Source organism: Bradyrhizobium sp. RDI18, from assembly GCF_043203335.1.
Classification (GTDB): Bacteria; Pseudomonadota; Alphaproteobacteria; order Rhizobiales; family Xanthobacteraceae; genus Bradyrhizobium; species Bradyrhizobium retamae.
Genome location: NZ_JBICRN010000008.1, coordinates 4,452,178 through 4,475,441, shown reverse-complemented (window position 1 = coordinate 4,475,441; position 23,264 = coordinate 4,452,178). Strand labels below are relative to the sequence as shown.

The 23,264-nt window shown below is 63.8% G+C and carries 18 protein-coding genes, 1 tRNA gene and 1 pseudogene; 11 read left to right on the top strand and 9 right to left on the bottom strand.

Going from position 1 to position 23,264, the window contains the following annotated elements:
• Positions 1 to 199: 199 nt before the first annotated feature.
• From ACFXS9_RS30720 to ACFXS9_RS30705, 4 genes are all read left to right on the top strand, one after another.
• A complete protein-coding gene (locus tag ACFXS9_RS30720; RefSeq protein WP_392695420.1) occupies positions 200 to 850 on the top strand; it encodes a hypothetical protein in 651 nt (216 codons plus the stop codon).
• A 76-nt stretch (positions 851 to 926) separates the two neighbouring features.
• Positions 927 to 3,059: a DUF294 nucleotidyltransferase-like domain-containing protein gene (locus ACFXS9_RS30715; protein ID WP_392695417.1), complete on the top strand. Its 2,133-nt coding sequence runs from the start codon at positions 927 to 929 to the stop codon at positions 3,057 to 3,059.
• 248 nt (positions 3,060 to 3,307) lie between these two features.
• On the top strand, positions 3,308 to 3,979 hold the full coding sequence (locus ACFXS9_RS30710; RefSeq protein ID WP_028348051.1) for a response regulator transcription factor: 672 nt from the start codon (positions 3,308 to 3,310) through the stop codon (positions 3,977 to 3,979).
• Between the two features lie 8 nt (positions 3,980 to 3,987).
• Positions 3,988 to 4,659, top strand: a complete 672-nt coding sequence (locus ACFXS9_RS30705; RefSeq protein WP_392695415.1) for an HAD family hydrolase — start codon at positions 3,988 to 3,990, stop codon at positions 4,657 to 4,659.
• Positions 4,660 to 4,731: 72 nt separating this feature from the next.
• Here the strand turns inward: ACFXS9_RS30705 and ACFXS9_RS30700 are convergent, their stop codons facing one another.
• The 4 genes and pseudogenes from ACFXS9_RS30700 to ACFXS9_RS30685 form a co-directional block, all read right to left on the bottom strand.
• Positions 4,732 to 8,241, bottom strand: coding sequence for a NahK/ErcS family hybrid sensor histidine kinase/response regulator (locus ACFXS9_RS30700; RefSeq protein WP_392695412.1), 3,510 nt, complete (start codon positions 8,239 to 8,241; stop codon positions 4,732 to 4,734).
• Between the two features lie 163 nt (positions 8,242 to 8,404).
• Positions 8,405 to 9,635 (bottom strand): annotated as a pseudogene (hemA, locus tag ACFXS9_RS30695) (5-aminolevulinate synthase).
• Positions 9,636 to 9,837: 202 nt separating this feature from the next.
• Positions 9,838 to 10,899 carry an MBL fold metallo-hydrolase gene (locus tag ACFXS9_RS30690; protein ID WP_392695409.1) on the bottom strand — a complete coding sequence of 354 codons (1,062 nt, stop codon included), beginning with the start codon at positions 10,897 to 10,899 and terminating at the stop codon, positions 9,838 to 9,840.
• 168 nt (positions 10,900 to 11,067) lie between these two features.
• Positions 11,068 to 13,191 (bottom strand): methyl-accepting chemotaxis protein, encoded by a 2,124-nt coding sequence (locus ACFXS9_RS30685; RefSeq protein WP_392695407.1) that lies wholly within the window; start codon positions 13,189 to 13,191, stop codon positions 11,068 to 11,070.
• Here ACFXS9_RS30685 and ACFXS9_RS30680 point away from each other — a divergent pair.
• Positions 13,094 to 13,405: a hypothetical protein gene (locus ACFXS9_RS30680; RefSeq protein ID WP_392700362.1), complete on the top strand. Its 312-nt coding sequence runs from the start codon at positions 13,094 to 13,096 to the stop codon at positions 13,403 to 13,405. The genes ACFXS9_RS30685 and ACFXS9_RS30680 overlap by 98 nt on opposite strands.
• A 6-nt stretch (positions 13,406 to 13,411) precedes the next feature.
• Here the strand turns inward: ACFXS9_RS30680 and ACFXS9_RS30675 are convergent, their stop codons facing one another.
• Positions 13,412 to 14,137, bottom strand: a complete 726-nt coding sequence (locus ACFXS9_RS30675) for an outer membrane protein (RefSeq protein WP_392695404.1) — start codon at positions 14,135 to 14,137, stop codon at positions 13,412 to 13,414.
• Positions 14,138 to 14,357: 220 nt separating this feature from the next.
• Entirely contained in the window at positions 14,358 to 14,678 is a 321-nt protein-coding gene (locus ACFXS9_RS30670) for a helix-turn-helix domain-containing protein (RefSeq protein WP_392695401.1), read from the bottom strand.
• A gap of 100 nt (positions 14,679 to 14,778) precedes the next feature.
• On the opposite strand from ACFXS9_RS30670, the gene ACFXS9_RS30665 reads away from it, so the two are divergent.
• Positions 14,779 to 15,012 (top strand): hypothetical protein, encoded by a 234-nt coding sequence (locus ACFXS9_RS30665; RefSeq protein WP_392695398.1) that lies wholly within the window; start codon positions 14,779 to 14,781, stop codon positions 15,010 to 15,012.
• A gap of 18 nt (positions 15,013 to 15,030) precedes the next feature.
• Here ACFXS9_RS30665 and ACFXS9_RS30660 read toward each other — a convergent pair whose 3' ends face one another.
• Both ACFXS9_RS30660 and ACFXS9_RS30655 read right to left on the bottom strand, forming a co-directional pair.
• On the bottom strand, positions 15,031 to 16,494 hold the full coding sequence (locus tag ACFXS9_RS30660; protein ID WP_392695395.1) for a GH1 family beta-glucosidase: 1,464 nt from the start codon (positions 16,492 to 16,494) through the stop codon (positions 15,031 to 15,033).
• 12 nt (positions 16,495 to 16,506) lie between these two features.
• Entirely contained in the window at positions 16,507 to 17,478 is a 972-nt protein-coding gene (locus ACFXS9_RS30655; RefSeq protein WP_392695393.1) for a family 16 glycosylhydrolase, read from the bottom strand.
• A 302-nt stretch (positions 17,479 to 17,780) separates the two neighbouring features.
• On the opposite strand from ACFXS9_RS30655, the gene ACFXS9_RS30650 reads away from it, so the two are divergent.
• Positions 17,781 to 18,824 carry an HD-GYP domain-containing protein gene (locus ACFXS9_RS30650; protein WP_392695390.1) on the top strand — a complete coding sequence of 348 codons (1,044 nt, stop codon included), beginning with the start codon at positions 17,781 to 17,783 and terminating at the stop codon, positions 18,822 to 18,824.
• Between the two features lie 377 nt (positions 18,825 to 19,201).
• Complete coding sequence (locus tag ACFXS9_RS30645; protein WP_392700104.1) at positions 19,202 to 19,966, top strand: Crp/Fnr family transcriptional regulator; 765 nt, start codon at positions 19,202 to 19,204, stop codon at positions 19,964 to 19,966.
• A 135-nt stretch (positions 19,967 to 20,101) separates the two neighbouring features.
• Here ACFXS9_RS30645 and ACFXS9_RS30640 read toward each other — a convergent pair.
• Positions 20,102 to 20,176: transfer RNA gene (locus tag ACFXS9_RS30640), tRNA-Thr, on the bottom strand.
• Between the two features lie 340 nt (positions 20,177 to 20,516).
• Here ACFXS9_RS30640 and ACFXS9_RS30635 point away from each other — a divergent pair.
• The 3 genes from ACFXS9_RS30635 to ACFXS9_RS30625 all read left to right on the top strand — a co-directional run bounded on the left by ACFXS9_RS30635 (position 20,517) and on the right by ACFXS9_RS30625 (position 23,186).
• Positions 20,517 to 20,717, top strand: a complete 201-nt coding sequence (locus ACFXS9_RS30635) for a hypothetical protein (RefSeq protein ID WP_392695387.1) — start codon at positions 20,517 to 20,519, stop codon at positions 20,715 to 20,717.
• A gap of 75 nt (positions 20,718 to 20,792) precedes the next feature.
• Positions 20,793 to 22,499 carry an FAD-dependent oxidoreductase gene (locus ACFXS9_RS30630; RefSeq protein WP_392695384.1) on the top strand — a complete coding sequence of 569 codons (1,707 nt, stop codon included), beginning with the start codon at positions 20,793 to 20,795 and terminating at the stop codon, positions 22,497 to 22,499.
• Positions 22,500 to 22,679: 180 nt separating this feature from the next.
• Positions 22,680 to 23,186 (top strand): hypothetical protein, encoded by a 507-nt coding sequence (locus ACFXS9_RS30625; RefSeq protein WP_392695382.1) that lies wholly within the window; start codon positions 22,680 to 22,682, stop codon positions 23,184 to 23,186.
• The last annotated feature ends 78 nt before the right edge of the window (positions 23,187 to 23,264 follow it).

Genomic DNA, 23,264 nt, shown 5'->3' with positions numbered 1-23,264 from the left:
ATGATCGAGGGGATTGCAATCCCGTCAGCGCGGCACCCCCTGCGCCGCAGTCCCAACCGCTCTTGTGCCGGTTTGGAACTAACGAAGGCTAACATCACGAACAGTCAGTTCTTAATAATACTTTCGGGGGGTAGAGTATGTTGCGACTGCTAACAGCGATGCCGCATTGGAATCATTGCGCTTTGCAGGTACCGGATAATTGGACAAGCTGATCGAGGTCGCCGCGCAGGAAAAGACTGCAATGAAGCTGTTCGAAAAACTGTTTCGTCCCCGTCCGCCGATTCGCGACCGCGAGGCGCTCGCGGACTTCGTCGATGCGCAGTCGGCGTACATCGCGCAGAAGGGCATCTACGAATATTCGCGCGCCCGCGCAGGCCATTACGCCAAGGTTCTGTTTGCCGAGGAGGGCTTTGCCAAATCGGTCGAACGCGCACGCTGGCAGGCCTTTCCGCTCGGGCTGTCGATGGTCGGCGAGACGGTAGATGTCATATTGCGTCCACACGCCGGGGATGAGCGCCGGGCGGTGCTCGACCAGATCATCGCGGTCGCCCTTTCGGTGTTCGATCGCTATCCGGTGCCGCCCTCGATCGGCGAGGCCGCCTGGCAGGAGGCGCGGCGCGAACTGGCGCATCGGCTCGACCTGGTCGGCGGGCACGCGCCCAAGCGGGTGATGGACATTCCCGAACCGCTGGCCGAGAGCTACTTTGCCATGATGCCGATCCACGAAAAGCTGCGCGGGCGCGATTTCCAGACCACGCGCAACTACCTGCGTGTTAGCCTGTGTAACATCCATGACGAGCTGGTGGATCGCATCGATGCGGCCGCGGTGATCGGTGCGCTTTTGAAATAGGACCGTCGTGAGCCTGCCTACGCCAGCACCGTCGAACGGCGTTGGAGGGTGCGGCGGGCGCGAGCGGGAGGGGTCGATGGACAGGACGGCCGGCGGGGCCCTGCTTTTGTCGCTCGACGCCGTTGTCATCGATACGGAGACGACCGGGCTCGATCCGCGCAAGGCGCGGGTGATCGAGCTCGCAGGCGTGCGCCTCTCGGCCGGAAAGCTCGCAGCCGGCGATACGTTTCGCCAATTGCTGCGGCCGGCGGGGGAATCGATTCCGGCTGCGGCCACCCGCATTCATGGCATCGATGACGCTGTCGTCGCGGGGGCGCCGCCGTTCGCGGAGGCCTGGCCGGGCTTCAAGGCGTTTCTCGGCGGATCCGTCGTGATCGGCCACACGGTCGGCTTCGATCTGGCGGTCCTCAAGCGCGAATGCGACCTGGCCGGCATTCCCTGGTCGCGGCCGAGAACGCTCGACACCCGGCTGCTGGCGCAGATCGCCGCGCCCGAATTGGCCGGGTACACGCTGGAGAAGCTCGCAGGCTGGCTCGGCGTCGAGACCGCCGGCCGGCACTCCGCGCTCGGCGATGCGGTCATGGCCGCGCGGATATTCCTGGCCCTGGTGCCCAAGCTGCGTGAGCACGGCATCCGGACTGTTGCCGAAGCCGAACGCGCCTGTCGCGCACTCACCGCCGTGCTCGACGATCAGGTGCGCAGCGGCTGGATCGACGCTGTCGACGCCACCGCACGCGTCGATGCCGAGAAGACGCTGCAGCGCTTCGACAGCTATGCGTTCCGCCACCGCATCCGCGACATCATGCGGACGCCCGCGATCTTCGTCTCACCGGATACCAGGGTCGGCGATGCTCTGGCGCGAATGATGGACGAGAAGATCTCGGCGGTCTACGTCCACGGGCCGCAGTCCGGGCCGGAGATCAGGGCGGCTGACGCGGGCATCGTCACGGAACGCGACGTGTTGCGCGCCCTGGCCCGGGATGACGCCCCGGCGTTGCAACGGCCGGTCGCCGAAATCATGAGCCAGCCGCTGGCGGCGGTCCCGGCGGAAGCGTTCGTCTACCGCGCGATCGGCCGGATGAATCGTCTCAAGACTCGACATCTCGGCGTTATCGACGAGAAGGGCTACGTGATCGGCGCATTATCGGCGCGCGATCTGCTGCGTCTGCGCGCAGGCGAGGCGATATCGCTCGGCGACGAGATCGACGCCGCCGCCGACGCGCATGCGCTGGCAGCGGCCTGGGCGAAGTTGCCGCGAGTCGCGGAATTGCTTCTGGCGGAAGGATTGTCCGGCCGCGATATCGCCGAAGTCATTTCCCGCGAACTGGGCGCTCTTTCTCGCCAGGCCGCGGTGATCGCCGAGCGGATGATGCGGGAGAGCGGCAGAGGAGGGCCGCCGTGCGAGTACGCGCTGCTGGTGCTCGGATCGGCCGGACGCGGCGAGAGCCTGTTGGCGATGGATCAGGACAACGCCGTGATCTTCGCGCAGGGCGAGCCTGACGGCGAGGAGGATCGCTGGTTTGCCGAACTCGGGACGCATGTCGCCGATATCCTGCACGAGGTCGGCGTGCCCTATTGCAAGGGCGGTGTCATGGCGAAGAACGCGCTTTGGCGCGGCTCGGTGGCAACATGGCGGGATCGCGTCGACAAGTGGATCACACGTTCCAGTCCCGCCGATCTGTTGTCCGTCGATATCTTCTTCGACCTGCGGGCGGTTCACGGCGACGGCAGCCTTGCCGTCTCGGTGCGTCAGGCGGCCTTCGCGGCGGCCGAAGGCCAGGTCGCGTTTATCAAACTGTTGGTCGAGAACGTCAGCGTTCCGGCGAGCCTGAAATTTTTCGGCGGGATCCGCACGGTCGCCGGCCGTATCGACCTCAAGGCGGCCGGACTGTTTGGTCTCGTTGCATGGGTGCGAGCGATGGCAATCCGCTATCACGTCATGGAACGGTCGACGTCGGCGCGACTGGCTGGCGTGAAGGCCAGGGTTCAGGCCAGCGAGAGCGATCTCGATGCGCTTGGCGAAGCCCAGCGCGTCTTTCTCGATCTCATCCTGTCCCAGCAGGTTGAGGACATCGCCCACGGCATCCCGCCTTCCAACGCGGTTGCCGTGAAGCGATTGTCGGGCCGCGACCTCGATCGGCTGCGTGCGGCACTCGATGCTGTCTCCACCATCGATGAACTCGGCCGCGATCTCCTCTTCAAGGATTGACGCTACGCGTTTTTTCGAAAGCGAAGCATTTCTCCGAGTTCCCTGGGGCTCGGGCCTGCGGCCCGATTCCTCGGCTTTCATTTTTTGCGTTGCACCATTCGCAAGGAATCGGCGCCGATTAACTGCTTTTGCGGGACGCGGGAAAGGTTGCCTTGCAAGTCGCTTCCTGACAGTGGACAATCAAATTGCTGTCAATCAGCAACGACTTGCACGCTTTCCCGACCTCTTGTCGGCGCCCGGAACAGATGATCGCTGCTGCCAATACCCACCTCGTCATCGCCGATGACCATCCGCTCTTTCGCGACGCTCTGCGGCAGGCGGTTGCCAGTGTCGTGGCTTCGGCTGCCGTTAGCGAAGCCGGCACGTTCGATGAACTCACCGCGCTGCTCGAGCGGGATTCCGACGTCGACCTGATCCTGCTCGATCTCACGATGCCGGGGATTTCGGGCTTCTCGGGGCTCATCTACCTGCGGGCGCAATATCCGGCGATCCCGGTGGTGATCGTGTCGGCGAGCGACGATGCGGGCACGATCCGGCGGTCGCTCGATTTCGGCGCCTCCGGCTTCATTCCCAAGCGCTTCGGCGTCGAGACGCTGCGCGACGCCATCATGAAGGTGATGGAGGGCGACGTCTGGGTGCCCCCGGACACCGATCTCTCCTCGGCCACCGACCCCGACATGACGCGGCTGCGCGACCGCCTGGTGACGCTGACCCCGCAGCAGGTGCGGGTGCTGATGATGCTGTCGGAGGGGCTGCTCAACAAGCAGATCGCCTATGAGCTCGGCGTCTCCGAAGCGACCATCAAGGCGCACGTCTCGGCGATCCTGCAGAAGCTCGGCGTCGAAAGCCGCACGCAGGCCGTGATCGCAGCGGCCAAGATCTCCGGCGGCCAGTGGCGCCAGGGCACGCCGACGGGGTGATGGCGAGCATGGCTGGGTCGGGACGGGCGCTGCTGTTCGACATCGACGGCACGCTGGCTGATACGGATGCGCTCCATCTGAAAGCGTTCAACCAGGTATTTGGTCCTCATGGTCACATTTTCGATCGCGAGCGCGCCTCGAAAGAGCTGATGGGTTTTTCCAACGCTTCCATCAGCGAGCGATTTTTGCCGGGCCATTCGCCGGAGCGTCAGGTGGCCATTATCGCAGAGAAGGAAGAAACCTTCCGCAAGCTTGCTTCGGGGCAAATTCAACCATTGCCGGGCCTGATGCGGTTGCTTGACCGCGCGGATCGCACCGGTATTTCCATGGTGGCGGTGACGAACGCGCCCCGGCTCAACGCCGAAATGATGCTCATGGGACTTGGCATCATGCATCGGTTCAAGGCTGTCATAATCGGCGACGAGCTTGCGCACGGAAAGCCACACCCCATGCCGTATCTGGAGGGTTTGCGCGCAGTCGGCGCCGCGCCCGGCCGGTCGCTCGCATTCGAGGATTCCCGGTCCGGCGTTCAATCCGCTTCGGCGGCCGGCATCGCGACGATTGGAATACGGACGAGCCTCGGCCATGACGATCTGGTCGCTGCGGGTGCGGTCTGCACGGCCGATAGCTTTGACGAACTCGAACTGATCAGACTGGTCGGCGCGACCATGAACTGGTGAGCGGCGTTGAATGTACGGCGAGGTGATGGGTATCGCTTCGCTCCACCCATCCTGCGATCTCGCAACGAGATACTACTCCGCCGCCACCATCTGCTGCGCCCGCCACTGGCCGAGCAGGGCACGGAGCGAGGCTGGCTTCACCGGCTTGTTGAGGATCGCGATGTTTTCCTCGCGCGCGGCGGCGCGGACGTTGGGGCTGCGGTCGGCCGTGATCAGGATGGCGGGAATCTTTTCGCCGAACCGGCGACGGATCTCGCGGATCGCGGCAACGCCATTGCCGCGGTCGAGATGATAGTCGACCAGAAGGCCGGTCACGCCGTGGCCGGACGATTCGATCGCAGCGATCGCGGCTTCCGGGTCAGCCACCGCGATCACCTCGGCGTTCCAGGCCGTCAGCAGAGTCTTCATGCCGTCGAGGATCGCTGGATCGTTCTCGATGCAGACGATCAAGGCGCCACTCATAGGCATCTTGGAAAGCGGCGTCGCGCTGGTGACGGCGTGGGTGTAGTTGACCGCCTTGGCGACCGGCACCGTCACCGAAAACACCGAGCCGCCGCTGGCGTTGGCGTCGATCGCGATGCCGTGGTTGAGCACGCGCGCCAGCCGCTCGACGATCGATAGACCAAGGCCGAGGCCGCGGGCTATCCGCGCGCCCTGCTCGAGGCGGTGGAACTCCTTGAAAATCTCGCCGCGCTTCATCACGGGAATGCCGACGCCGGTATCGTAGACGGCGATCTGCAAGGATTGTCCGTGGCGGCGGCAGCCGACCAGCACGCGCCCGCGCGGGGTGTATTTGATCGCGTTGGAGATGAAGTTCTGCAGCAGCCGCCGCAGCAGCGAGCGGTCGGATTGCACCGGCAGCGAGCAGGGGACGAAGGTCAGCTCCAGCCCCTTGGCGCGGGCGATCGGCGCAAACTCGATCTCCAGCGAGCGCATCAGGTCGGCCATCTTGAAGCTCGAGATCGAGGTCGTCATCGCCCCCGCATCCAGCCGCGAAATATCCAGCAGCGCGCCGAGGATCTCCTCGATCGCCTCCAGCGAGTCGTCGATGTTCTCGACCAGGCGGGAGTCCTCACCGCCGTTCTGCCGCTCGACGAGGCTCGTGACGTAGAGCCGCGCCGCGTTGAGCGGCTGCAGGATGTCGTGGCTGGCGGCGGCGAGGAATCGGGTCTTCGAGATGTTGGCATCCTCGGCGGTGCTCTTGGCCTGCGCCAGTTCGGAGTTCAGGCGGGTGAGTTCCTCGGTGCGGTCGCGCACGCGCTTTTCCAGCGTCGCATTGGCGCGCTCCAGCGCCTCGGCGGCCTCGAAGCTCGGGGTCACGTCGGAGAAGGTGATGACGAGGCCGCCGCCCGGCATCCGGTTGGAGCGGACCTCGATCACCATGTGGCGATCGGCCAGGCGCTCCAGATAGGGCTCGCCCTCGGTGGTGTAGGCCTCCAGCCGCCGCACCAATAGCGTATCGGGATCGTCGGCGCCGGACGCGCTGACCGCGCCCATGAATTCGAGGATTTCCTGCAAGGGAATGCCGAGTTGCACGAGGTGCGGCGGCAGCGCGAGAATTTCGCCAAACTGGCGGTTCGAGCAGATCAGTTGCAGATCGGCGTCGAACACCGCGATGCCCTGGCGCACATGGTTGAGCGCGGTCTGCAGGATCTCGCGGTTGAAATGCAGCGCGGCGTGCGAATCGTCGAGCAGCTTCAGCGCGGCCTTGGCCGAGACGGTGCGCTTGCGCAAGAGAAGCGACATCACGAGGCGCGAGGAGGCCGCGCCGATCGAGGAGGCGATCAGGCGCTCGGCGTATTGCAGCAACTCGAAATCGGCAGGTGCCGCCGGATCGTGGTTGCCGGGATGACCGGCCGCAAAGGTCTCGAAAGCCTGGGCCGCGCGCTCGGGGCCGAGATATTGCGCCACCGTGCTCTGGATGTCCTGCACGGTCACGGTCGTGCGCCAGCGCCGGAACGTCGGGGCGATCGGCGCCAGCGTGTTCGGCACGAACAGGTCCGCCTGCAGCCGTTCGATCGAGGACGGCTGGCGCGCGAGCGACATCACGACATAGGTCAGGATGTTGAGCGCGAGCGACCAGAACACGCCATGCATCAGCGGCGGCAGGTCGGTGCCGAGCAGCGCCCGCGGACGCAGCGCCGTGATGCCGAACGGGCCTTGCTGCAGGAACAGCAGGCCAGCGGGATTGTTCTCCAGGAAACTCGGCAGGAACAGCGTGTAGAGCCACACGGCGATGCCGACCAGCATGCCGCCCATGGCGCCGCGCGCGGTTCCGTGCCGCCAGAACAGGCCGCCGAAGAAGGCCGGCGCGAGTTGCGCCAGCGCCGCGAACGACAGCAGGCCGATCGCCGCCAGTTGGGTGTTGCCGAGCGCGCGGTAGTAGAAATACGCCATCACCATGATGGCGAAGATCGCCAAGCGCCTGATCTTGAGCAGGAAGTCGCCGAAATCCTTGCTGCCGTAACGCGCCCCGGGACTTCCCTTCAGCACCATCGGCAGCACGATGTCGTTGGAGACCATGATGGAGAGCGCGACGCATTCGACGATCACCATCGCGGTCGCGGCCGACAGGCCGCCGACGAACACGGCGATGCTGAGCAGCGCGGAATTTGCCTCGATCGGCAGCGCCAGCACATACATGTCGCTGTCGACGGCGCCGAACGGGAAGGTGACGAGACCGGCGATCGCGATCGGAATCACGAACAGGTTGATGGCGACCAGGTAGAGCGGAAACAGCCAGCGGGCGCGGTTGACCTCCTCGGGACTGGAATTCTCGACCACGCTGACGTGGAACTGCCGCGGCAGCAGCATGATCGCGCAAAACGACAACAGCGTCATGGTCAGGAAATTGCCGATCGACGGCACGTAGCTGATGGCGCGCACCGCCTCCGGCGTCTTCATCGCGCGCTCGATCAGTTCGACGGGCGTGAACATCCAGAAGGTGACGAAAGCGCCGGCGGCGATAAAGGCCACCAGCTTGACGATGGACTCGGTGGCGATTGCCAGCATCAGGCCGTGCTGGTGCTCGGTGGCGTCGGTCTGGCGGGTGCCGAACAGTACCGCGAATGCCGCCATCGCCAAGGTGACGACCAGTGCGATGTCGCCGATCAGCGGCATCGAGGAGAACACCTTGTCCTCGCTCAGGATCGTCTCCAGCGACGAGGCCACCGCTTTGAGCTGCAGCGCGATGTAGGGCACCGAGCCCACGATCGCGATGACCGCCACGGTGGCGGCGACCGCCTGGCTCTTGCCGTAGCGCGCCGCGATGAAGTCGGCGATCGAGGTGATGTTCTGCGACTTGGCAAGCTGGATCACGCGCCGCAGCAGCGGCGTGCAAAGCCCGATCATCAAGATCGGCCCGACATAGATCGCGAGGAAGTCGACGCTGGTGCGGGTGGCGAAGCCGACCGAACCGAAGAAGGTCCAAGAGGTGCAGTAGATCGCGAGCGATAGCGGATAGATCAGCATGCTGGCGCGGCCGCGCTGGCTCGGCGACAGACGGTCGCCGTAGCTGGCGACGACGAACAGCAGGCCGATATAGGCGAACGCGGTGGCGATTACGCCCCAGTCGTGCAGCATCGCTCTCGGGTCTCCCTCTCCCGGCGCTTGGATTGCGGACGTGTATCTTTCACGCCAGCCGCACGCTCGTAAACGCCATGGCCGGAAGAGGCCAATATAGACGCTTTGGGCCGGCAGCGCACGGCGCCACCGGCCCAATTGATAAGGATTAGGACGGGTAGGGTTACTCGGCCGCCAGCGATTTCTGCCTCACGGGCAGCCCGAGGCGTTCCCAGACCTGCAGCAGCGCTTCCGCGAGCCGATCGATCAGCCCGTCATCGTGGTAGGGCGAGGGCGTGATCCGCAGCCGCTCGGTGCCCTTGGCGACCGTCGGATAGTTGATCGGCTGGATGTAGATGCCGTGCTCCTCCAGCAGGATATCGGAGGCCTGCTTGCACTTCTCCAGGGTCGCCGACGAACAGCGGCACGATGTGGGTGTCGCTCGACATCACGGGCAGCCCGGCTGCATTGAGGATCGCCTTGACCCGGGCGGCGCGGTCCTGGTGGCGCTCGCGTTCCCAGTTCGAGGTCTTCAAATGCCGGATCGCAGCCGTTGCGGCCGAGCAGATCGCCGGCGGCAGCGCGGTGGTGAAGATGAAGCCCGGCGCGTAGGAGCGGACCGCGTCGATGATCTCGGCATTGCCGGCGATGTAGCCGCCAAGGCAGCCGAACGCCTTGGCGAGCGTGCCTTCGAGCACATCGATGCGGTGCATGACGCCGTCGCGCTCGGCGATGCCGCCGCCGCGCGGGCCGTACATGCCGACCGCATGAACCTCGTCGACATAGGTCATGGCGCCGTATTTCTCGGCAAGATCGCAGATTTTCGAAAGCGGCGCGACGTCGCCGTCCATCGAATACAGGCTCTCGCAGGCGATCAGCTTGGGCCGGTCGGGGCCTGCAGCGATCAAAAGTTCCTCGAGATGGGCGAGGTCGTTGTGGCGGAAGATCTGGCGCTCGCAGCCGGCCTGGCGGACGCCCTCGATCATCGAATTGTGGTTCAGCGCGTCAGATAGAATGAGGCAGTTCGGAATGAGCTTTGCGATCGTCGAAATGCCGGTCTGGTTCGACACATAGCCCGAGGTGAATAGCAGCGAGGCCTGCTTGCCGTGCAGGTCGGCCAGTTCCCGTTCGAGCTGCACCAGCGGATGATGGGTGCCGGCGATGTTGCGGGTGCCGCCGGCGCCGGTGCCGACGCGGGTCGCGGTCTCCACCATGGCGCCGACTACTTTCGGGTGCTGGCCCATGCCGAGATAGTCGTTGGAGCACCAGATCACGACATCGCGCTTGCCCTTCGGCGAGTGCCAGACCGCATGCGGGAAGCGGCCCGCGATCCGCTCGAGGTCGGCGAAAACGCGGTAGCGCCGCTCGTCATGCAGGCGGTTGAGGGCGACGTGGAAGAATTTGCTGTAATCCATCACAAGACCTGGAACGGAACCGGCCGTATTGGCGTCGGGCCTTTTTAGAGCCTTTCCAGCTTTGATGTCTATGCGAATTCCCACATTTCGGCGCGCCTCCGGAATGCTACTTAGCCGGAGCAAATGTTGATCCGGATCAACGCGCTAGGTGAGTGGCGGTCCGCGCGGCTGGACCATCCGGCGTCGCTTGGGTGGCTGCGTCTCAAGTCGTGCGGAACCGCAGCACGCCGTCGCTGACCTCGCCGGTCAGGCGGCCCTCGACCAGCATGTAATTGACGTGGGCGACCAGTTCGCCGGCGGCAAAACCCATCTGGTGCTCGTCCAGCACGTGCTTGTGGAACACGACCGGCACCAGCTCCTTCGAGGTCTGCGGCACTTCGCGGCAGGCTTCCGCGATCAGCCGGCAGCGATCCTCGTGGTGGTCGGCGAGCTGCTTGATGCGGGTCTTCAGCCCGTAAAACGGCACGCCGTGGCCGGGCAGCACCATGACGTCGTACGGCAGCGTGGTGGTGAGGCTCGCCAGCGACGCCAGATATTCCCCGAGCGAGTTCTGGTCGGGCTCGACGGCCCAGACGCTGACATTGGGCGAAATCTTGCTCAGCACCTGGTCGGCCGACAGGAACAGCTTGTCGGCGGCGCAGTACAGCATCACCTGGTCGAGCGCGTGTCCGCCGCCGGTGATCACCTTGAAGCGGCGGGTGCCGATCACGACCTCGTCGCCATGCGAGATGCGCCGATAGGACGGCGGCAGCACCGACACCCGCTTCAAATAGTCCTGGCCGCGGCCGAGCAGTCTGTCGGTCAGGCTCTCGTCCATGCCGTGGCGGCGGAAGAACAGCCGCTGCGCGTTGCGCCGCTCCTCGGTGCCGCGATTCTGGTGATAGACCGATTGCAGGTATTCGACCTGCGACATCTGCAGCGGGCAGTCGAAGCGCTCGACGATCCACCCGGCGAGACCGACGTGATCGGGATGCGAATGGGTGACGATCAGCCGGGTGATCTTCACATGCCGCAGCGGGCCCTCGAACAGGGTGGTCCAGGCCGCAATCGATTCCTCGTTGCCGAAGCCGGAATCGACCATCGCCCAGCCATCGCCATCGGCGAGCAGATAGATGTTCACGTGGTTGAGCCGGAACGGCAGCTTGAGCCGGACCCAGAGCACGCCGGGCACCACCTCGACGACCTGATCGTGGCCCGGGTGGCTTTCGAAGGGGTACCGCAGTGCCTCGGCCGAGGACTGCACCGTGTCGGTTTTCGAATGCATGCTACCGGCTTAGCGGGAGAGGCGGCGCCGCGCTAGCCGAAAAACGGGCTGGCTGTCATTCCGGGGCGCATCGAAGATGCGAACTACGGGGCGCCCCTTGCGCCCCTGAGAATCTCGAGATTCCGGGTCTGGTCCTTCGGACCATCCCGGGATGACAGCGCGTTGCGGCTACGCCGCCCTGATATTCGACAGGAACGCGTCGATCTCCTCGCGCAGCACGTCGGCCTCGCGGCGCAGAGCGTCGGAGGCGGTCAGCACCTGGCCGGCGGCGGTTCCGGCTTGCGCCGAGGCGCTGGAGACGCCGACGATATTGCTGGAGACTTCGCTGGTGCCGCCCGCGGCATGCTGGATGTTGCGCGCGATCTCGCGCGTCGCCGCACCCTGCTCCTCGACCGCGGCCGCGATCGCGGTGGTCACCTCGTTGATCTCGCTGATCGTGTTGCTGATGTTGCGGATCGCGGAGACCGCGGTCTCTGTCACCGTCTGCATGCTGACGATCTGCTGGCGGATCTCGTCGGTGGCCTTCGCGGTCTGGTTGGCGAGGCTCTTCACCTCGGAGGCGACCACAGCAAAGCCGCGGCCGGCATCGCCGGCGCGTGCCGCTTCGATGGTGGCGTTCAGCGCCAAAAGGTTGGTCTGCGAGGCGATGGTCTGGATCAGGTCGACGACCACGCTGATCCGCGCCGCGTTATCCGCGAGCCCCTGCATGGTGGCGTCGGTCGCACCGGCGTCGTCGACCGCCTTGCGGGCGATCTCCGCCGAGGTGATGACCTGGCGGCCGATCTCCTCGATCGAGGAGGACAATTCCTCGGTGCCCGACGATACGGTCTGCACGTTGGCCGAGGTCTGCTCGGCGGCGGTCGCAACCGCGGTCACCAGCGCGCTGGACTGATCGGCGGTCGCCGACATGCTTTGCGCGGTCGATTGCATCGAGCCTGCCGCGGTCTGCAGGCTGTCGAGCGCGGTGCGAACGGTGCTTTCGAACTCGACGATGCGGGCTTCCATCCGGGAGGCGCGCTCCGACTTGGCGATGCGGTCCTTGTCCTGCTCGGCGGAGAGCGCGCGGCTCTGGATCATGCTCTCGCGGAACACGTGCAGCGAGTCGGCCATGGCGCCGATCTCGTCCTGGTGATGGCTCTGAAAGACCTCCGAGTCGAGGTCGCCGCTGGACAGCAATTGCATCGAGCGCTGCAGATTACTGATTCGCCGCAGGATGTTGCGGCCGACATAGAGCCAGACGAACAGGATCGAGCCGACCAGCGTGCCGACGCCGAGCGCGAGCATGACCATGGTCCCGAACGAGATCTCCTGACGCGCCTGCCAGGCCGCAGCGTTGGTTTCCTTCTGCACGCCATCGACCAATTGCTGCACGCTGATGCCGAGGCCGACATTGAGCTTGCGGGTTTCCTCCAGAATGGTCTGGCCGAAATCGTCTGCGTCAAGCTCCTGCTGGCGGACCTTGAAGACGCCGGTCTTGCCATCGGCAAGCGCCAGCAAGTCCAGGGTCGCTTTGCGGACGACATTCATCGCCGTGGTCGTGGGCAGCTTCTCGACATTCGACTTCACGCGCGCCTGCGCGGTGCGGAATTCCTTCCCGATGGCCTCCAACGTATCGCCGCTGGTGGCCGACAACGCGGCGATCATGTCGAACGCCATCAGATTGCCGCTCGCGGCGATGTCGGCGAGCTGGTCGGCCGTCCTGTGGGCCTTGATGGCATCGGCCTGCGAGAAGTTGGGAGCGGCGTAGATGCTGTAGAGTTCGGTCTGGGCGTCGATCGCCGCCGGGCCGGCGGCGGCAATGAAGCGCCGTTGAGCCTTGCGCACCGCTTCGTACAGTCTTTCGTGCTGGGCGGCCAGTTCGAGCCGCTCGTGTGCAGCCGCGCGGAGGCTCTTGATCACCTCATCGATGTTCTTCATGTTCTCGTTGAGTGCGGCAACGACGGCCTTGTCGGCGCCAAGTTCGACGATCTCGCCGAGCTTCTGCAGCGCGACCGCCTGGGTTTCCTTCATTTTCCCGGTGCGATCGTTCAGCGCCTGCTCGCTGCGCGCAGCCAGCAGCGCCGGCCCCTGGCTGGCGAGGCTCGCGCTCTGCGCCGAGAGCTGCAGGCTGGCGGCGAGGCGGGGAATATCCCGTCCGCTCAAGTCCACCATGGTCCCGCCAAGCCGCCCGAGCATCAGGCCGGCGCCGGCAGAGATGATGATCGCCATGCCGGCGATGACGGCAAAGGCGGCAAACAGACTGCCCCTGACGCCGAAGCGAAAACCCTTGACCCCTGAATTGAATAACGCCATCTGCCCGCTGCCCCGTCTACACTACCTTGAGGTGTTTCCTCGCGCGGCAGTATCGCGATACCCGGTTAACAAGTTTGGAAAAACGGAACCTTTTTTCGCCACAATTTTAGCGCTCGCCGCACTGGATTTTTCCGTGAACCGGAAAACGCAGGCGAATGAACAAAGCAAACAAAAAGGCCGGCGTGAAAGCCGGCCTTCTGCAATTCTCAATTGAAAGCGCTTAGTAGCGCGCCATCACCGGGCTGGCGAAGTTGAAGCGATAGTTGACGCCGAGCTTCAGCGTGTGGTCGTCATTATGGAAGCTTCCGAACGGCACCAGCGCCGCAGGGGAAGCAAAGCGGCTGCTGCCGAAGTCGTAATACATGTACTCGCCTTTGACCGCCCAGTTCGGGGCGAACATGTACTCGACGCCGGCGCCGACGGTGTAGCCGTGGCTGTGGTTGCCATCGAGTAGGAAGGGGATCGGCGCGCCGGCGAGCGTCAGCCTCTCTCGATTGTCGGAATAGGCGTAGCCGCCTTTGACGTAGAGCAGGCCCGCACCCCAGGTGTAGCCGATGCGGGCAGTGACCGAGCCGAGGCCGCGCTGATCATTGGTGTAGACGTAGGCGCCGGGGAAGGTGGCGGTGAGGTTATTCTTGCCGAGCCAGGAATACTGGCCCTCGGTGCCGAGCACCCAGTTCTGCGCGAATTGCCAGTCGAGGCCGGCCTGAACGCCGCCGAGCAGCCGGGCGCTGGAGTCGCTCAGCACCGCGCCGTTGAAGTCGTGGCTGCCGCTGAAGGCGCCGCCGAGATGGCCGCCGATATAGAAGCCGGTCCATTGGGCAGCGACCATCGCCGGCGTATAAGCGGGCTGCTTGTAATAGCGCGCGCCAAGGTCGGCGCCAGAGGCGGGCGCGGCGGCGGTGAGGGCTGCGAAGGCCACGAGGGCGGCGAGGATCTTTTTCATTTTTGCTGTCTCCGAAAACCGTTCGGCGACACCGCGTGCCGGCGTCATCCATGGCCACGCAGATAGACCCTTTTATCTAAAATGCTGTCACTCCGAGGTGACAGCACTCCATAACCCAACCCATTGGCAGACAAACGTTTTTTGTACTTAATGAAGGCCTAATCAAAGGTAACGAAAGGCTTAATTTTCGCTAGCTCCGCAAGTCTCAGGCAAGCTTTGCTTAACCAATGCGGCGGCGTACGTCGCTGCGCATCTGCTCGCGGAAGGCTTGCCGCCGCGCCGGGCGATCTTTCACCGGCACGTCGTGGCGGTCGAACACGTTGAACATTTCGAGGATCGGGTAGCGGTCGCTGGCCATCGCCAGGATGCGCAACAGCTCCGCCACCGGCCCAGTCGGCCCCGTAACCTCCCATTTACGGATGGTGTCGGCGCCGTCCGCGGCCGGCAACCCGCAGAGCTTGGCCATGTCGGCCACCGACAGCGGCTGGCCGATGGCCTCACCGAGATGCTCGCGAAGTTTCTTCAGTTCGGCTCCGGTCACGGGTTCTCCATTACAAATCGACATCTGTGAAGTGCGTCACACACCGTATCTGGCGTGAGGGCTATACGCAGCCATTAGGTTTCCTGATGAGGAGGTAACCATGCGCCGATTACTTGAAAGCCTTACCCCCAAGGCCCGCCAGATTTATTGGAAATGGGTCGGCGGCATGTTCGCCCTTTATGTCGTGCTGATGCTCACGGCTGCAGGCGTATTCGTCAGTCACGAATCGTCGCGAAAACTGGCGCATGAACCCGCCACGACTGTGGCAATCGGCGGCAAGCAGTGCGCCATCACCGAGGTCCCGGCGTCAATCCGGCAAGCCGCGAGGTATTAAAGGCCCGGCTGCCGGCGTTCAGACGCCGATCGCGTTCCGCGCTACCACGTCGCGATAGAAGGCGACGCTCAGTTTCGGCGTCCGGCGCTGCGTCTCGAAGTCGACATGGTAGAGCCCGAAGCGCTTCTCATAGCCATAGATCCATTCGAAATTATCCATCAGGCTCCAGAGGAAGTAGCCGCGGACCGGGACGCCCTCCGACGTCGCGCGCTGCAACTGCCGCAAGTAATTGCGCAGATACATGATGCGATCGAGGTCATAGACCTGGCCGTCGGCGCGAAGCTTGTCTTCCGACGAGGTGCCGTTCTCGCTGATGTAGATCGTCTCGATGTTCCAGACCTTTGCCGCCAGCCGCGGCGCCCAGTAGATCGTCTCCGGTCCCACGCGCAGCCATTCCGAATTCATGTGCGGGAAGGAAGCGGGAAACGGCAGCACGCTCCAGCCCGGCGCTTTGTCGGAAGCGGCGATGTAGAACTGCGGCGCGTAGATGTTGAGGCCGACGAAATCGTTCGGCTGCGAAATGATCTTCAACTCTTCAGCGGTGAATTTCGGCGCGTTCTTGCCGGCGAACTGCAGAAAGCCGTCGGTATATTTGCCTTCCAGGATGACGCCGAGAAAGCCTGAGTTCAATTCGCGCGTCGCTATCTCGGCCGCGCGAACGTTTTCCGGCGTGTCGAACGCCGGCACGCAGGCCGCGATGTTTTCGGCCGGTCCCACCTTGGTGCCCTTGCGTCCATGGGCGCGGATCGCCTGCACGGCGAGGCCATGCGCCAGCGCGACATGGTGACGGACCTGGTTAACCTCCGCATCGGGCAGTTTGAGCCCGGGGGCATCGATGCCCCATCCATAGCCGAAATTCACGAACCTTCCGGCTTCGTTGATCGTGAAGATCGACCGGACGCGATCGGACAGGCGCGCCGCCACATGGCCGGCATAATCGCCGAACGCTTTTGACGTTTCGCTGGATCGCCAGCCGCCGACCTTGTCCTCGAGCGCCTGCGGCAGGTCCCAGTGATATAGCGTCCCGTATGGCTCGATGCCGTTCTTGAGGAGTTCGTCGACGAGCCGGTCGTAGAAGTCGAGGCCCTTCGGGTTCGGCTTGCCCGTTCCCTCCGGAAATACCCGCGGCCAGGCGATCGAAAACCGGTAAGCCCTCGCGCCCAATTCCCTGATCAGGCCGATGTCTTCCTTGTAGCGGTGATAGTGTTCGTTGGCGCGGTCGCCGCTGGTGCCGTCCTCGATCTTGCCGGGCGTGTGCGAGAACGTGTCCCAGATCGAGCGGCCGCGGCCGTCTTCGTTCACGGCGCCCTCGATCTGATAGGACGACGTCGCGGTGCCCCAGACGAAGTCTTTCGGAAAGCTCGCCGGCGCGGGCCGGTCGGATGCCGGTTGCGTGGCGGCATCGGCTGGCGCGGCGGCGATGCCCAGCGCGGACAAGCCTGCAAGCTTTGCAAAATGCCGGCGCGAGAATTTTCCGAACATCGTGATCTCCGGTCAGCGTTCGTCGATCTGGTAGGCGGATATCCTGTCGATCTCGAATGCGACAATATTGGGAGATTCGCCATCGACGAATCCCACGCCCTCGAGAGTCTTCGAGCCCATCGCAAGGTTCACGATCATGTACATGGGTTCGTGGAAGCCGACCGGCACCTTGATCTCGGAGACCGGCTGTCGGTCGATGAAATAGGTTATGCGATCCGGCTGCCACAGCACGCCGTAGTCGTGGAATGCGGTCGGGGCGTCCGGCACAATGAAGTCAAACCCGCAGCGTTCCACGCGCTGCGTCTCCGGTATCCGCCAATGCGTCGTCATAACGATGTCGCCCGGCTGTTGCCCGCGGCCCTCCATGATGTCGACTTCCGGCGGCCAGCCGCCGTCATCGGCAAGCATCCAGAATGCCGGCCACACGCCGGTGCCGACCGGTACCTTGGCGCGGATTTCGAAATATCCGTACTTCTGGGCAAACCGGCTCTGGGTCGTCAGGATGCCCGAGATATATTCATTGTTGAACAGCACGGTCTTCAGCGCTGGCGGGGTCCGGCTGGCGACGATCGAGAGAACGCCGTCCTTGACCTTGAACGGGTCGAGGCCGAGCGGCATTGCTTCGCGCCCGCCATAGCGCGGATCGACATAGATCTGCTGTTCGCCATTGTAGCTGGTCTTGCGCCTGAAGTCGGAGCCCTCGCCACCCCAGTAACGTGCTTCCGGCCAGGCAGCGCCGCCGGCGTAGTGCGGCGCCCATCTTTCATCCAGCAGCGGATGGGTGTCGAAATCGTCGTGGAAAGTCCGGTGCAGCGATACCGATGCGAACGATGCGGGGTTCGGCGCCTCGACGCGGCGGCAGCGCTCGCCGAGCATGGCGGTCGCAACCTGCAGCGTGAGTTTGGCCGTTGCCCCGGCGAGATCGGCCTGCGCGAGCGCTGGCCCGGCGAACAGGCCACCCATCGCGGCCAAAGCGCACAGCATCAATCTCTCGGTCCGCCGTTCGCTTCGCGACGACAGGAGATCATTCACGGACGATGCCCTCGATCTGATGGTCTGCGGTCGACCGGCGTGCGTACCTCGTTTGAGGTACGTAGTTATACGAGGTGGATACTTAACGGCAAGGTAGCCCTGATGTCCCAGAATGAGGTGCGTTAGAGCGCCTAATGCCGATGGAGCCGAGTGAGGGCTCGGCCTTTCGAACCATCGATCGCTCTATTTGTTTTCAGTTCTCCAAGATTGAGAGACGGTTTCTTCAATATTGGCGTGTACGGACTTTTCTCGACATGCTCGTCTATTTTGTCACAGACGAACCGACGAAGTTGCCGGCGATTCGTGCGATGTTCGAGCCGCAGCACGCCGTGGTACCCTGGTTGCTGGGCGGCGACGGCACCCAGATCAGGTCGCCTGGCGTACTGATGGTCGACGTCGACCTGCGGCAGATGCCGCGCGTCGATCGGCTCAGGATCATATTGCAGGACCTCGCCGGCATTCCCGAAAAACTGTTCGTCGTTCACAATCTCTCGCGCTCGATGGTAGCGCAGGCCTATGCGCTCGGCGCGACCGCGGTCCTTTCACGCGCCAAGGAAGCGATTCCCAAGGTTGCGCAGATCGAAGCAGTTGAAGCGGCCGCGGAGGACAAAGCTGCGGTTCCGGTATCGGAGATGGACGAGGGTGTGGCCGCCTTCGCCTCGATGTTTTCGAATGTACGCCTTGGCAGGCCGGTGAAAGTTGCCGATGCGAAGCGTGCGACGTCGAAGATCATCCAGCGCGTCGGGCAGGATGGCCTTTCAGCATGGCTCGACGAGGTGCGCCGCTATCACGAGGGCACGTTTCAGCATTGCCTGCTCGTCACCGGCGTCGCGGTCGGCTTCGCGCTCGATATTGGGTTCTCCGGCATAGATGTATCGCGACTCGGAATGGCGGCGACACTTCACGACATCGGCAAGGCGCGCATCCCGCTGTCGATTTTGGACAAGCCGGGACGCCTCGAGCCCGACGAGGAGGAAATCATCAAGCGCCACCCCGCGATCGGATATGAACTGCTGAAGGGCGTGTCCGGCATCAGCCCGGAAATTCTGGACGGCGTGAGACATCATCACGAGTATCTTGATGGCTCCGGCTATCCGGATGGACTGAAGGCCTCGCAGATTTCCGATCTGGTCCGGTTGCTGACGATCTCGGACATCTTCGCCGCGCTCATCGAGTCGAGGTCATACCGGCCGCCAATGCCGCGGCCCGCTGCCTACCAGATCCTGTGCGGCATGGAGGGCAAGCTGGAAGGATCGCTGGTCAGGGCGTTCCGCAACGTCGCACTCGGGCCGGGATGAACCCCTGCCGATAATCCACGCCGAACGATCCCGCTCCCGGCCTGATTTTCCGATTGAGGTCTATTGGAAGGGGATATTGCTGCCAGACAGGAACTGTCGCGAGAAACACCGCCAACTGAATTTATTGAGCTTTTTCGATCCGCCAGCGGTCCGGAGGCTGGTGTCGAGCGGTTCCGCCCGATCACCCAAGGATTCGTCGTACCTTTACCGGCGCGGCGCCGTAGGGTACTCAGCAAGTATCGCATCCAAGAAGGCAGCTCAAAGCCGGAACGATGCACGATGAAAGTGGAGTTAGTGTCGGCGCAGCGCAGAAGACATTCCTGCCAAAGACATTCCAGGAGAGCTGCGTGTTCTTCTGAGGGAAGAAGTCTCTCGTGATGGGCCGTCCGGCGAGCGCCGGTAATCGTCTTCTCAGCGCGTTGCCGCCGGCAGACCTCGCGTTGCTCGCCCCTCATCTCCAGAAGGTGTCGCTCGAACAGGACGCCGTGGTGATACGAGCGGGAGATCGACGCCACCACGTTTACTTTCCCCATAGCGGGGCCATCTCCTTCATGCTCGGCCTTCCGAACGGAGAAACGATCGCAACCGCGGTAATCGGGCGCGAGGGAGCGATCGGCGCATTATCGGTGCTGGGACCCTCTTTCTTGTCGTCCGTGACCGCGGTCGTGCGGGTGGGCGGCACCGCATCGCAAATCTCCGTGTCGCGGTTTCATGCAGCCTACATGGAGAGCGGCGCCATCAGACATGTGGTCGAGGCGCACACGAGGTCGATACTCATGCAGTTCCAGCACGTCTCAGCCTGCAACGGACTGCACTCGGTCGAGGCCCGCATGGCCCGCTGGCTGCTTCACCTGCACGATCGAACCGAGGGCAACAATATCCTATCATTAACGCAGGGGACACTTTCGCAGTTGCTCGGGGTGCGACGAACGACCGTGACACAGGTGATTGCCAAACTCCGTGCCATAGGTGCCATCAGATCCGCTCGGCGGGGCTTGGTTGAAATCGACAGGGCGCGGCTCGAGGAAGCAACGTGCGAATGCTACGACATCATACGTTGTGCAACCGATCGGATCGTCCCGCATGAAGCCGTGGGATCGCATCCGCATTTTGCGTCGACCGACAAACTCTACGGTGCATGATCGTTTTCGAGCTTACATAAGCTCCTACAGACGGCCACGACGACGCTCAAGAAATCGCACCGTTTTCGAGGGAAGCGAATGACCGCCACAACCCGACGCGCCGGGGTCTTGTGGCTGATGGTTCAGGGAAAGTGATGGTGCTGCCAGACAGGATTGAACTGTCGACCTCTCCATTACCAATGGAGTGCTCTACCACTGAGCTACGGCAGCATGCCCGGTATTCAGGGAATCGGCCCTAAAGGCCCCCACAGGCGGCCGGTTCTTGCCACAAGGGCCCTTCTGGTGCAAGCGCGCGGGCAGGCTGGGAAAGCACCAAAATGGGGTAAAAATCGTTCCGACGATCGGGACCAGGGGCAAATGGGCAACTTCAGGCCTTGCTCCGGTTCCCGACCTCGCTTTGAGCGGCTGAATCCCGGCTTCCGCTACTTGTCGCGGGGTTCGGACGGTCACAGGCCGGCCGCGATTGCGGCACGGCTGATCGAAAGCGGCTATCTTCGAATGGCGGCGTCGCTGATGCCGTCTCGACCAAGACATATTCGGCGGACTGACGATGAAGGGTGATCAAGGCAAAGGCGCGGGAAAGACGGCTGCGGATGTGAAGGATTCACGATCGCAGCGGTTGAAGCTGGCGCTGCGCGAAAATCTCAAGCGGCGGAAGTCACAGGCGCGCGGGCGCAGCGATCCCGGCGCATCTTCCGAAAGCCCCAATGCGTCCCTAGATGACGCCAGCGGAGAAAAGCCGGGCCAGTAGCGTAGAGGCAATCCCCGATCGCTCGCCGGGCGGCCTGACAATTCTTTTGCAGTTGTTGTTTCTTGGGTGGCGATCATGAGTGCAGACATCACGGCCGGTCCGGCGACCGGCGCGGCTTCCACTGCGTTTCCACGTTACGAACAGACATTCCCGGCGCTCACCCATCACGAAATCGCGCGCATGCGCCGATTCGGGGAGCTTCGGACCTACAGGGATGGCGAAACCCTGTTCGAGACCGGCAAGGTCGGCCCCGGCATGTTCGTGGTGCTGTCGGGCACGGTCGCGATCACCCAGCGCGATGGCCTCGGCCATATCACGCCGGTCATCGACCAGGGTCCGGGACAGTTTCTGGCCGAGATCGGACAACTTTCCGGGCGCGTCGCGCTGGTCGACGGCCACGCCGAGGGTGACGTCGAAACACTGCTGATCCCGCCGGACCAATTGCGCGCGCTTCTGGTCGCGGAAGCCGAGCTCGGCGAGCGCATCATGCGCGCGCTGATCCTGCGCCGGGTCAGCCTGATCCAGGGCGGCGTCGGCGGGCCGGTGCTGATCGGCCCGTCCTCCCTCGGCGACACCGCGCGGCTGCAGAATTTTCTGGCGCGCAACGGCCAGCCGCACCACGTGCTCGATCCCGCAAGCGACAAGGACGCCGCCGATCTCGTCGCGCGCTATTCGGCCTCGCGGGCCGATCTGCCGCTGGTGGTGTGCCCCGACGGTACCGTGCTGCGCAACCCGTCGGAGACTTCGCTGGCGCTGGCGGTTGGCATGATCACCAACCATGCGCATGAGAGACTCTATGATGTGGCGGTGGTCGGCGGCGGTCCCGCCGGTCTCGCCACTGCGGTCTATGCTGCCTCCGAAGGATTGTCGGTGGCGGTATTCGACGCGCGGGCTTTCGGCGGCCAGGCCGGCGCCAGCGCGCGCATCGAAAACTATCTGGGCTTTCCGACCGGTATTTCGGGGCAGGCGCTCGCCGGCCGTGCCTACAATCAGGCGCAGAAATTCGGCGCCGAGATGCTGATTCCGGTTTCGGTGCGGTCGCTGGATTGCTCGCAGCGCGACGGCGTGTTCGCGCTGGCCACCGAATGCGGGCAGTCGCTGCGCGCCAAATCCATCGTGGTGGCGAGCGGGGCGCGTTACCGGCGGCCGGAAATCGAAAATCTCGACGCGTTCGAAGGCCGCGGCGTCTGGTACTGGGCCTCGCCGATCGAGGCCAAGCTGTGCGTGGGCCAGGATGTCGTGCTGGTCGGCGGCGGCAATTCCGCTGGCCAGGCCGCGGTGTTCCTGTCCGGGCATGCGCGCAAGGTCTACATGATCATCCGCGGCGGCGGACTGGGCGCCAGCATGTCGCGCTATCTCATCGAGCGGATCGAGGCGGCGCCCAATATCGAACTGGTCTTCAACGCCGAGGTGATTGCGGTCGAAGGCGGCGGCGATGGATCGCTCGAGCGCGTGCGCTGGAAGAGCCGGCTGGCGCCCGAACAGCACAGTTTTGATGTGCACAACCTGTTTCTGTTCGTCGGCGCCGACCCGGCGACCCATTGGCTCGACGGCTGCGGCGTCACGCTCGACCGCGCGGGATTTGTGGTGACGGGGGCGCAGTCCGAGCAGAATCTTGGCCGCCCGGTGCCGCCCCTGGAAACCTCGGTGCCCGGCGTGTTCGCGGTCGGCGACGTGCGCTCCGGCTCGGTCAAGCGCGTCGGCGGCGCGATCGGCGAGGGCGCGCAGGTGGTCGCCGCGCTGCATGGCTATCTCGCCGACGCAGCGAAACCGTCGCTATGATACGGCGTGACTGCCGTCATTTGTGACGGCAGTGCAAATATTTCGTGCATCATACAATTTTTGTTGATGTGTCTTCAATCACGCACATGCCTGCCTTGCCGAAGGCCGCACGCGATGCGTGTGGAAATTCTTCGCGCCGCGTCGTAACCTTTAGATGATTTCCAACGAAGGGGGCGCGTCATGATTTTAGGTATGAGTTTGGCGACATTCGTTCTCGTGCACGTCGTTATCAGCCTGATCGCCATCGTGGCGGGCCTCATCGTGATGTTCGGGATGCTCGGCTCGAAGCGGATGCCGGGCCTGACCGCGATCTTCCTTGTGTTCACGATCCTGACCAGCGCGTCAGGATTTCCGATTCCGCCTCTTTTGTCCGAAAAGCTGTTGCCGTCGCATATGATCGGCATTCTCTCGCTGGTGCTGCTGGCGATCGCCTGTTTTGCGCTTTACGGCATGAAGCTTAACGGCGCCTGGCGCTGGATCTACGCGCTGACCGCGCTGGTCTCGCTCTATCTCAACGTATTCGTGCTGGTGATCCAGTCCTTCCTCAAAGTGCCGGCGCTGCATGCGCTGGCGCCGAGCGTGCCACCGGCCGAGCCGCCGTTCGCCATCGTCCAGGGCATCGTGCTGGTATTCTTTGTCGTCGTGATCATCGGCGTGATCCGGAGATACCAGCCGACGTCGACATAGGCCGGGCTCTGGTATCATCTGCCGAGGCTAGTCCGCACATCGCAATCAACGTCAGCTTCCGGGCCACGCAATGACGCG